Annotated in this window: 10 protein-coding genes and 1 rRNA gene; 2 read left to right on the top strand and 9 right to left on the bottom strand. The window is 48.9% G+C overall.

Features of this window, described 5'->3' with window-relative positions; genetic code table 11:
* The 3 genes from IEW11_RS12685 to IEW11_RS12675 form a co-directional block, all read right to left on the bottom strand.
* Window positions 1–153, bottom strand: a 16S ribosomal RNA gene (locus IEW11_RS12685); the annotation flags it as partial.
* A gap of 354 nt (window positions 154–507) precedes the next feature.
* Window positions 508–729, bottom strand: a complete 222-nt coding sequence (locus IEW11_RS12680) for a hypothetical protein (RefSeq protein ID WP_188531416.1) — start codon at window positions 727–729, stop codon at window positions 508–510.
* A gap of 186 nt (window positions 730–915) precedes the next feature.
* Window positions 916–1,527, bottom strand: coding sequence for a stage II sporulation protein M (locus tag IEW11_RS12675; protein ID WP_188531415.1), 612 nt, complete (start codon window positions 1,525–1,527; stop codon window positions 916–918).
* 112 nt (window positions 1,528–1,639) lie between these two features.
* Between IEW11_RS12675 and pdaB the strand changes: the two genes are divergently transcribed.
* A complete protein-coding gene (gene pdaB, locus IEW11_RS12670; RefSeq protein WP_188531414.1) occupies window positions 1,640–2,437 on the top strand; it encodes a polysaccharide deacetylase family sporulation protein PdaB in 798 nt (265 codons plus the stop codon).
* An 11-nt stretch (window positions 2,438–2,448) separates the two neighbouring features.
* Here pdaB and IEW11_RS12665 read toward each other — a convergent pair whose 3' ends face one another.
* Window positions 2,449–3,075 carry a KinB-signaling pathway activation protein gene (locus tag IEW11_RS12665; protein WP_229725221.1) on the bottom strand — a complete coding sequence of 209 codons (627 nt, stop codon included), beginning with the start codon at window positions 3,073–3,075 and terminating at the stop codon, window positions 2,449–2,451.
* Between the two features lie 219 nt (window positions 3,076–3,294).
* Between IEW11_RS12665 and gerD the strand changes: the two genes are divergently transcribed.
* A complete protein-coding gene (gerD, locus tag IEW11_RS12660; RefSeq protein ID WP_188531413.1) occupies window positions 3,295–3,975 on the top strand; it encodes a spore germination lipoprotein GerD in 681 nt (226 codons plus the stop codon).
* A 52-nt stretch (window positions 3,976–4,027) separates the two neighbouring features.
* Here the strand turns inward: gerD and salA are convergent, their stop codons facing one another.
* The 5 genes from salA to rpsI all read right to left on the bottom strand — a co-directional run bounded on the left by salA (window position 4,028) and on the right by rpsI (window position 8,680).
* The gene (gene salA, locus IEW11_RS12655) at window positions 4,028–5,218 is read right to left on the bottom strand and encodes an iron-sulfur carrier protein/transcriptional regulator SalA (protein WP_188531412.1); all 1,191 of its coding nucleotides are present in this window, start codon (window positions 5,216–5,218) and stop codon (window positions 4,028–4,030) included.
* A gap of 126 nt (window positions 5,219–5,344) precedes the next feature.
* Complete coding sequence (cwlD, locus tag IEW11_RS12650; protein WP_188531411.1) at window positions 5,345–6,112, bottom strand: N-acetylmuramoyl-L-alanine amidase CwlD; 768 nt, start codon at window positions 6,110–6,112, stop codon at window positions 5,345–5,347.
* Between the two features lie 136 nt (window positions 6,113–6,248).
* Window positions 6,249–7,418, bottom strand: coding sequence for a sulfate adenylyltransferase (gene sat, locus IEW11_RS12645; RefSeq protein WP_188531410.1), 1,170 nt, complete (start codon window positions 7,416–7,418; stop codon window positions 6,249–6,251).
* A gap of 27 nt (window positions 7,419–7,445) precedes the next feature.
* Window positions 7,446–8,138 (bottom strand): phosphoadenylyl-sulfate reductase, encoded by a 693-nt coding sequence (locus IEW11_RS12640; protein ID WP_188531409.1) that lies wholly within the window; start codon window positions 8,136–8,138, stop codon window positions 7,446–7,448.
* 149 nt (window positions 8,139–8,287) lie between these two features.
* Window positions 8,288–8,680 (bottom strand): 30S ribosomal protein S9, encoded by a 393-nt coding sequence (gene rpsI, locus IEW11_RS12635; RefSeq protein WP_188531408.1) that lies wholly within the window; start codon window positions 8,678–8,680, stop codon window positions 8,288–8,290.
* Between the last annotated feature and the right edge of the window lie 15 nt (window positions 8,681–8,695).

Here is an 8,695-nt window from a genome sequence, read left to right as displayed (position 1 = left end):
TTATCCCGGTCTTGCAGGCAGGTTGCCTACGTGTTACTCACCCGTCCGCCGCTAACCATCAGGAGTGCAAGCACTCCATCAAGTCCGCTCGACTTGCATGTATTAGGCACGCCGCCAGCGTTCGTCCTGAGCCAGGATCAAACTCTCCATAAAAGGCGTCTTTATCTCTCGGCTGAAAGCCGATGGATAAAAGCACCGAATGTGAGCTGATTGCTCATTACGTTTATTGCTTTTCTATAGCTCTCAGAGCTATAGGGCATTTCGCTCGTTGTTCAGTTTTCAAAGAACAAATATTGTTTCTTTTTGTCGACCACCTTCTCAGCGGCGACCTTTATAATATATCACAGGTCTCTCAAACATTGCAAGTGGTAATTTTCCGTTGTTTGTTTGAGAAGTCTTGTCCTCAATGGGACGAATGCTAATTTACCACATATCGATCTAAGTCGTCAAGACCTGTGCCTAACTTTTTTGTTTTTTTCTAAAACGAGAGAAATAACCTGCTATTTCTTAGCGATGCACCTTGATATTCAAGGCATAACGAGACAGTTCCTTTGGTGTGGCTATTCGTGCATACATGCGAAAAATCACTTTATACCGCTTTGCGATGGCTTGTTTAATCTCTCCATCCATTCTTGAATCATTCAGGTCCAATAACATCTCGTCCAACTCTTTGCGTAATACATAGTCAAGCTCCCTGCATTCTTTGTCACTGAACAGTATACCAAGCATTACTTGCGCCGGCCTCCTTCCAGAATCGAACAAACAGCGTAAACGTCCTCCCCGCCTTCCCGGATTTAACGGAATGGATGGATTTCGTTTCGAACTTTACAAAAAAGCAGCGCCTGCGATCGATCCCGCAAAAAACGCCGCTTGTATTGTTATGCTCAGATTTTGGAAGTTTTATTAAATTAACCTTTAGGCCTGAAGCAGCCAAAGTGTAAAGGTGCTCTCAACTACAGCCGCAACCAGCAGCGAGATAACAAGAATAACCATGACTGGAACCGTGCGGATAAGAAATTGTTCATATACCGTGCCAAATCCCGGTTTTTTTCTCACAAGGTTACCCGCCCCCTGCAGCGTCAGCATGCCAAATCGGATCCCGTAAGCGCAAGCAACGATGATGGCCGGTATCTCGATAATGCCATGCGGCAGTATTCCTTTGACGATCAGGGTAAACAAATCGCCGCCCTGCTGATTGATCACCGTAAATAAATAACCGAGCAGCATCCCATTAACAAGTATGAAGAAGATCGGGATCACACCGAAGAGAACGCCTAAGTACATAATCAGAATTGATTTGACCGCATTGTTCAAAAAGATCAGTACAAACATAAAAAGAGTGGGATTACTGCTGTTTTGAGCCGTTTGGGCAAGCTGGATCAAACCTTCAAGCTGACTGTTCATGAACATTTCCAACTGCTGGTTCGTCCCTCCGACAACCATTCCTGCAAAAAATAAGATCGTTGCAAAGGCAAAGTAAGCTCGCATGTCTTTAAAATGGCCAATGATCGCTTTCCATGAAAACATGATATATCTCCTTTCTAGAATTCATATCAATTTGTCCCAATGATGAATAACTGTCTGGTACGAGCATACATTGGTACTAAACAAGCCCCAAAGGAAAGGAGAGCCTGCCTCAATGAATATGTTCTATGTTATTAATGGACGGCGAGTCAAACGTTATTTTCTGATTATAGTCGCACTGCTCTTCACAGCCGGTGTCGTGTACGCCGAAAAGGATAACATCACGGTCTTCTCCCCGCAGCAGCCAGCCGCAATTTTCAGTGTGCCGACAGATAAAAAAGTCGTGGCGCTTACCTTTGATATCAGTTGGGGGGATACCCGGGCAGAACCCATTCTGAAAGTACTGGAAGAAAAAGGCGTGAAGGACGCAACATTCTTTGTCTCCTCCCCCTGGAGCGAATCCCATCCCAAAATCGTCAAAAAAATTGTGGATGCCGGGTTCGAAATCGGAAGTCACGGCCATAAACATGACTTTTACAGCAAGCTGAGCGATGAAGAAATACGCAGCCAAATTCAAACGGCTCATGCAATTATAAGCGAGGTAACGGGAAAAAATCCGAATCTGATTCGTATGCCTAATGGCGATTTTGATAAACGCGTGCTCAGAATTGCCGAGGAGTTAAACTACAAAGTCATTCAATGGGATACAGACTCCCTGGATTGGATGAACATCGGCACAGAAAAGATTATCAATCGCGTCGTAAGCAAAGCTCACCCCGGCGATATTATATTGATGCATGCAAGCGATTCTTCCAAACAGACGCATGAAGCACTCCCTGTCATCATCGATCAATTGCGCGCAAAAGGTTATGATTTTGTAACGGTTAGCAAATTAATCAATCAAACAGAAATCAGCGGCAAACCGGTACAAGACAAATCGACCCTGTTACCGCTGGACGTCACAGATTTTTGAACCAAATGAACTTATGCGACCGGTTTCGCCTCTGAGGCGGAGTCGGTCGCTGCCGGTTTAAGAATACGGTGCAGCAGCAAAATTTGGTAGGCATTACAAACAAACAACGGAATAAACATAAAAATAACTGCCGAAGCATTGTTCTCGCCGCCCAGTGCCGGCCAAGCCTCCAGTGTAGTCCCCACATACATTAGGAACAATGTCGGAATAAATGCCGAGCGGTTCGTTTGCTTTACTTTTATCACACCTACAATCCAGGAGAACACCGCCAATACAAGCGGCAGCGCCCAGAACATCCAGTTGTTCAGAGCTGCCCGATTCTCATACAGCACATATCCGAGCAGAAATACAGCAAAGATCGTGGTATAGGCTTGCAGTGCATTCCATAGATATTTTTTGCGGAATACGCTAAGCGCGATGTAATTCAACGTCAAGTAGGCAAAAAAGCCCATCTGGCTGAATGCGCCGATCATCGTGCCGACCAAAGCCATCATTAATGCATTAAATCCGGCTGCTTCGAGCCCCATAAAGCCAAATGACTGATCCGTCCACTGCATGATGGATCCCGTAATCGCTGTTGTAACAGCCCCCACCGCCATACAACTCCAAAATAAGAAGAACCATTTTCTTATGTTCACGCAATCTTTACCTCCCAATAAGCATTATGCAGGAAATTCATCGTAAGCCTATACGTTGGCATACCCTTTATTTTACCACTTCCGCAACAAAAAGCTACGTCCTGTCCATGATAATCCCGTGAACAATGACATATACTACAGGCATGAAACGCAAGCTGCAGTCCGGCATATTTATGACTAATCTTGCCGCAGGCCGCATAGAAGGGAGACAAGCGTATCATGCAAAACCGGTGGCCTATATTGGCGTTTGCCATCTTGATGCTGCTGATGCTGACAAGCTGCGGCGCTGAGCCCTCGGGAGGCAGCCAACAACTTAGCTACAAAGATATGAAATCCATGGTAATCGACATATTAAAAACAGAAGACGCTCAAAAAGCACTGCAGGAATCCGCGGTTCAAATGAGCGGAAGCAGCGGCAGCCAAATGGGCATGTTATCTGTTCAGGATCAGGAGCAAGTGAGATTAGCGGTAAAAGAAGTGCTCGTGTCACCGGATTATGATCAGGTCATCCAGAAGCTGATGACCGATCCCAGGTTTGCCGGCGAGTTCGCGAAGGCGGTAAACAAGCAAAACAAACAAATTCACAAAGATCTCATGAAGGATCCCGCCTATCAGCAGGACCTCATCACCGTCTTGAAAAATCCTGAAATGGATAAGATGATTCTCGATGTGCTGCAAAGCACGCAGTACCGGAAACAAGTCGCAACGATCATGCATGAAAGCATGCAAAGCCCACTCGTTCGTCTGGAAATCCTAGAATTACTAAAAAAAGCAGTTCAAGACGAATTGAAACCTAAGCCTGATCAAAAGGTAGATAAACCATCTGGTGACGGAGACGGGGGCGGAGGCGGAGATCAAGGCGGAGGGGACGGAGGAACGGACGGCGGCGAGGAAGCATAATAAAAAGGGCTACTTATGTAGCCCTTTTTATTTATTGGATTATTGTGAGCTGCTATTCAGCGGCCTGTTCATATTGATCCAGTATTTTCTGTGCAATGTCCAAATAAATCTGTCCTGTCGCCGATTCGGCTTTGTAAACAGACGGCGAGAAATCCGGCTCCGAGATATGATTATCCGGCGCGCCGAGCGGAATCTGAGCAAGCAGCTCCGAATTGAGCGACTCGGCCAGACGCGCGCCGCCTCCCCGGCCGAATATATATTCGCGCTCTCCGCAGTGGCTGCACTCATGATAGGACATATTCTCGATGATACCGAGTATTTCATGCTCTGTCTTGATCGCCATTGCGCCGGCCCTTGCCGCTACAAAGGCTGCCGTAGCATGCGGCGTCGTGACAATGATCTCTTTGCTTTGCGGGATCATTTGATGCACGTCAAGCGCCACATCGCCCGTTCCCGGCGGCAGATCGAGCAGCAAGTAATCAAGCTCTCCCCATTCAATCTCTGCAAAGAAATTGCGCAGCATCTTACCGAGCATCGGGCCGCGCCATACGACCGGACTGTTATCCTCGACGAAGAAGCCCATCGACATCACTTTCACGCCATGCTTCTCAATCGGAATGACGCGCTTGTTAACCACTTCCGGACGATCTTCGATACCCATCATATCCGGCACGCTAAAGCCATAAATGTCGGCATCGATAATGCCGACACGCTTGCCCTTGCGGGCCAAGGCGACCGCCAGATTGACGGTCACCGTAGACTTGCCTACGCCGCCTTTGCCGCTGGCGACGGCGATGAACTGCACACCGCTGCCTTCCCGCAGCAGCGGGTGCACGTCCATGCCGGCGCCATGCCCCTTCACGGGCTGGCCGGCGGCCGCTTGTCCGCCCCCGGCTGTGCCGCGGGGGGCGCCAGCGCCTGCAGCGGCGCTGCGCGGCGTGCTGGCGCCAGCGCTGCCAGCGCCTGCCGCTGCAGGCGCTGAGCCGCGCTGCTCGAGCGCTTCCGCGCGCTCCTGCTCGCTCATGGCACGAAAACGGAAGTGCACGTTTTCGGCCCCGAGCGGAGCAAGCGCCTCGCGCAGCGCGGCTTCCAGCGACGGCTTTGCTTCGTCGCTGGAGAGCAGGACCGTCATCGATAGTTGACGGTCCTTCACCATGATATCGCGGATCATGACCAGATCCGCCGTTTCTTTGGAACGGATAACCGGTCCAATCGCTTCCATAACTTGCTCGCGTGTCACCATCGTTATTCCTCACACCTTTTCTGCTCGCCGCCATAGTCTTGATCCCAACACTTAATGCCTTCCATTATATCATATATTCACTCATCTCCAAGCGATACAGCCAGTGTTGGACTGGACTTTTTGCCATCATGATTGCGGCGGACTCTTCCGCTCTCCGGAAAAAAACCGTAAAATGCCTTGGTAGATCGATGCCGCTACCTGCCTTTGATATTCAGCATCGCCCAAACGCTGCGCTTCGGATGAATTGGATAAAAATCCGGCCTCTACCAAAGCGGTTGGAATTTCCTCGATCGCCTTTAGCAAATAAACCGTATTCACCGTTTTGGCCGCTCGGCTCGTGTTCTCCAGGTTGCGCTTAATTTCCTCTTGAATGAGTGCGGCAAGAGATTCATTATCGGGATGGTTCGGATAATAGAACGTTTGCGCCCCTGACCAGCGCTCCTGCGGAATGCTGTTCATATGAACGCTGATCGCGGCATCGGCCTTATAATCTTTTATCATCTGAACACGCTGCAAAAGATCCTCTGTCTTCCTCCGTTTGTACGCTGGTGTACCCTCCTGCGCCAGATCATAATCCCCTTCACGTGTCAGATAGACCAAGGCCCCAGCTTCCTGCAAATAATCACGTAAATAAAGCGCTATCGCCAGATTCAAATCTTTCTCCACCAATCCCTGCTTGCTGACCGCTCCGCCATCAATACCTCCATGTCCCGCATCGATAGCAATGACCTTGCCTGATAACGGCAGTGTCCAATACGTCCAAGTGCGTGAGGAAGGCATATCCTGCGTGAGCAGAAGCACAGTCAACAGAACCATCACCATGCCGGTGCTGATTCGCAGCGCTCCCCGATAATTCAACCAGATGACCACCCGGCTTCTCAATCCTCGGCGCATAGAAAAAACCACCCCGTCCATAACGATTTGCAAAGGTCGCGCGGCCCATCCGACTTCTTTAGTCAGACTGGCCTTCGCGCTCTTTACCATCTATATGGGACGAGGCGGTTCATTATGCAAACGATATAGGTCTTAATTACAGCACGTAATGCTCAGCCATACCCTCGATCAGAATCTTCGCGACTTCAGGACGCGAGAATTCCGGCGGTGGGACGACTCCATCGCGCAGCATAGCGCGTACTTTCGTACCGGACAGCGTCAAATGATGCTCCTTGTCATGCGGACATGTTTTGCTTGAAGCCATGTTTCCGCATTTCGTACAGAAAAAGCTGTGCTCGAAGTACAAAGGCGTAATTCCGAGATCTTCAGCAGGGAAGGACTTGAGAAGATCCTGCGCTTCGTAAGTGCCATAGTAGTCACCTACGCCAGCATGGTCGCGTCCGACGATAAAGTGCGTACAGCCATAGTTTTTGCGAACCATCGCATGGAAGATCGCTTCGCGCGGTCCAGCATAACGCATAGCCGCCGGGAATACGCCCAGAAACACACGATCTTCCGGATAGTAATTCTCGAGCAGCGAGACATAACTCTTCATCCGAACGTTAGCCGGAACATCATCCGACTTCGTCTCCCCGACAAGCGGGTTAAGGAACAACGCGTCTACGATTTCCATTGCGCACTTCTGAATGTACTCATGCGCACGGTGTACCGGATTACGGGTTTGGAAGCCGACAACGGAGCGCCAGCCCTTCTCAGCGAACAAACGACGAGTTTCCGAAGGATCGAAGTAGTACTCTTCGAAACGCTCCGGCTTCGGACGGTTCAATACGGTGATTGTTCCGCCAACATAGGTTGAAGGCCGTGAGAATAGCTTTTGCACGCCTGGATGTTCCAGATCATCGGTCTTGAACACATTTACCGCTTCCACCTTTTGGTCGACATTATAAATGCTCTCCACATCAATCAGACCATAAGTAACTCCGTCTTCTTCTCCAACAAGCGATACGCGGTCACCGATCGACAGCTCGGAAGCTTTTGCTTCATCAACAGCCAACGTAATCGGAATACTCCATACTGTACCGTTTGCCAGGCGCATCCGTTCAACAACCGATTTGTAGTCCTCTTCGTTCAAAAAGCCGGTTAACGGCGAGAACGCGCCTACGCCAATCAGATCAAGATCGGAAATTGTCCATGCATTAATGTTGATCGATTTTAAATTGCCAGCTTCAGCAAGCAGCGACTCGCGCTCTGCTCCCTCTGCGACACGGTTAATCAATACGCCGCCATGCGGCAAAATTGTACTCATGCTGCTTGAGCCTCCTAAGTTTATCCTTTATTTATGCAATCCGCACTCTGTTTTGTCATTGCCGGACCAACGACCCGCGCGCGGATCTTCACCTGGCATAACTTGACGCGTGCAATATTCACAGCCGATGCTTGGATAATGGTTATCGTGCAGCGGGTTGTAGATCACATCGTTAGCACGGATATAATTCCATACATCTTCGGATGTCCAGCCAGCAATCGGGTTAAACTTAATCAAACCGAACTTTGTATCATATTCAATCTTCTTCGCATTGGCCCGAGTAGGCGCTTGGTCGCGGCGGATCCCGGTAATCCATGCTTCGTATTTCGATAAAATTTGAGTGAGCGGCTCGACTTTACGGATGTTGCAGCACGCGTTCGGATCGCTCTTCCATAGCGCCTCACCATGCTTTGCAGCTTGCTCTTCCGGTGTTACCAAAGTTTTCGCCTGTACAAACTTCAGGTTATAGCGTTCTTCCAAGCGATCACGGGTTTCATAGGTTTCTTTGAAATGAAAATCCGTATCCAAGTAGAAAATGTCAGTTTTGGGACTGATTTTCTGAAGCATATCGACGAGCACAACATCTTCCGCACCGAAACTGCACGCCAATGTGATATTCGGAAACGTCTCAACCGCATATTGTAAAATAGCTTCGGGCGATGCATTTTCGAGCTCTTCCGCCTTCTGCTTTACGAGCGCTTCTTTTACAAACAGATTCATTCGAATAACCTCCATTTTTAATCCCTAGTAATTTTGTATGCTTTATAAGTATTATACGTCTTCCAGGGCGATTGAGCAATCATTTTGTTCAGTTAAAAACAATAAAAAATACCTTCTCCGTGGCTACAGAGAAGGTACGGTGTACAATATTAACGTTTCGAGAACTGAGGTGCGCGGCGAGCCGCTTTAAGACCGTATTTCTTACGTTCTTTCATCCGTGGGTCACGAGTCAGGAATCCGGCACGTTTCAGTGCTGGACGGAATTCCGGATCGGCTTTCAGAAGCGCACGGGAAATGCCGTGACGGATTGCTCCGGCTTGGCCAGTTGTTCCGCCGCCATGTGCAAGAACAAGAATGTCATACTTGGACAGTGTTTCTGTCAAAGCGAGTGGTTGTTTAACGATTAATTTCAATGTTTCGTGACCGAAATATTCATCCAGCTCACGTTTATTAATAATGATTCGTCCTTCACCCGGAACAAGACGCACACGTGCGACCGAGTGTTTACGACGACCTGTTCCATAGTATTGTACTTGAGCCATGAAACTGTCCTCCCT

It is taken from the genome of Paenibacillus abyssi, assembly GCF_014640295.1.
Lineage (GTDB): Bacteria > Bacillota > Bacilli > Paenibacillales > Paenibacillaceae > Paenibacillus_D > Paenibacillus_D abyssi.
This window is presented reverse-complemented; position numbering and strand designations above follow the sequence as displayed.

Excerpts from the sequence above, each read along its gene's own strand:
- IEW11_RS12680 (WP_188531416.1), bottom strand. The coding sequence starts at position 729 with ATGCTTGGTATACTGTTCAGTGACAAAGAATGCAGGGAGCTTGACTAT.
- IEW11_RS12675 (WP_188531415.1), bottom strand. The coding sequence starts at position 1,527 with ATGTTTTCATGGAAAGCGATCATTGGCCATTTTAAAGACATGCGAGCT.
- pdaB (WP_188531414.1), top strand. The coding sequence starts at position 1,640 with ATGAATATGTTCTATGTTATTAATGGACGGCGAGTCAAACGTTATTTT.
- gerD (WP_188531413.1), top strand. The coding sequence starts at position 3,295 with ATGCAAAACCGGTGGCCTATATTGGCGTTTGCCATCTTGATGCTGCTG.
- salA (WP_188531412.1), bottom strand. The coding sequence starts at position 5,218 with ATGGTGACACGCGAGCAAGTTATGGAAGCGATTGGACCGGTTATCCGT.
- cwlD (WP_188531411.1), bottom strand. The coding sequence starts at position 6,112 with ATGCGCCGAGGATTGAGAAGCCGGGTGGTCATCTGGTTGAATTATCGG.
- sat (WP_188531410.1), bottom strand. The coding sequence starts at position 7,418 with ATGAGTACAATTTTGCCGCATGGCGGCGTATTGATTAACCGTGTCGCA.
- IEW11_RS12640 (WP_188531409.1), bottom strand. The coding sequence starts at position 8,138 with ATGAATCTGTTTGTAAAAGAAGCGCTCGTAAAGCAGAAGGCGGAAGAG.
- rpsI (WP_188531408.1), bottom strand. The coding sequence starts at position 8,680 with ATGGCTCAAGTACAATACTATGGAACAGGTCGTCGTAAACACTCGGTC.